Origin of the sequence: Acetobacter papayae JCM 25143, from assembly GCF_000613285.1 — a bacterium.
Classification (GTDB): Bacteria; Pseudomonadota; Alphaproteobacteria; order Acetobacterales; family Acetobacteraceae; genus Acetobacter; species Acetobacter papayae.
Genome location: NZ_BAIN01000177.1, coordinates 1 through 535, shown reverse-complemented (window position 1 = coordinate 535; position 535 = coordinate 1). Strand labels below are relative to the sequence as shown.

The window sequence follows — 535 nt, the reverse complement described above, 5'->3', positions numbered from 1 at the left end:
CCTGTCCGCTCATCACAAATTGTTCAGCGTCTGGATCACCAGGATCTTGAACATCAACACCGGATCAAACGGCGGTCGCCCGCCTGATGCTCTTTCAGGATCCTGATGATCTGATCCTGCGTGAAACGTGATCTCTTCATTGCATGTCTCCGGTTGGACAGACCTTACCCAAAAACGAGGGCATTCCACGGGGCAGGGTCACTGGATCACCAAGATCTTGAACATCAGCACCGGATCAAACGGCGGACGCCCGCCTTTGCTTCCGTCTGAATAGGCCAGGGCCTTGTCAAGATCTGGGCGGAACACCTCAAAATCCACAGGCCGGGAAAACACTGCAAGTTGATGACTAAGTCCGCGTAGGTGAGCAAACCGCTCTTCAACGTCACTGAAACCAGACTGCTTCATCTTCCATCACCCCATCTAAGCAACTCAGGAGAAATGAAATCAAAGAGAAGGCAACAAAACCATAAGGTTTTTCTAACTCTCTCTTTGTAGGTAATTCATAAATAAATTTTGTATAAAACAAAATCAACGG

At 48.4% G+C, this 535-nt stretch carries 1 protein-coding gene and 1 pseudogene; both read right to left on the bottom strand.

All coding sequences use genetic code 11. The annotated features are described in order from the left end of the window. Positions 1-12: 12 nt before the first annotated feature. A complete protein-coding gene (locus JCM25143_RS25485; RefSeq protein WP_159101667.1) occupies positions 13-189 on the bottom strand; it encodes a transposase in 177 nt (58 codons plus the stop codon). 12 nt (positions 190-201) lie between these two features. Continuing rightward, positions 202-405, bottom strand: a pseudogene (locus JCM25143_RS15280) (IS5/IS1182 family transposase); the annotation flags it as partial. Positions 406-535 lie beyond the last annotated feature (130 nt).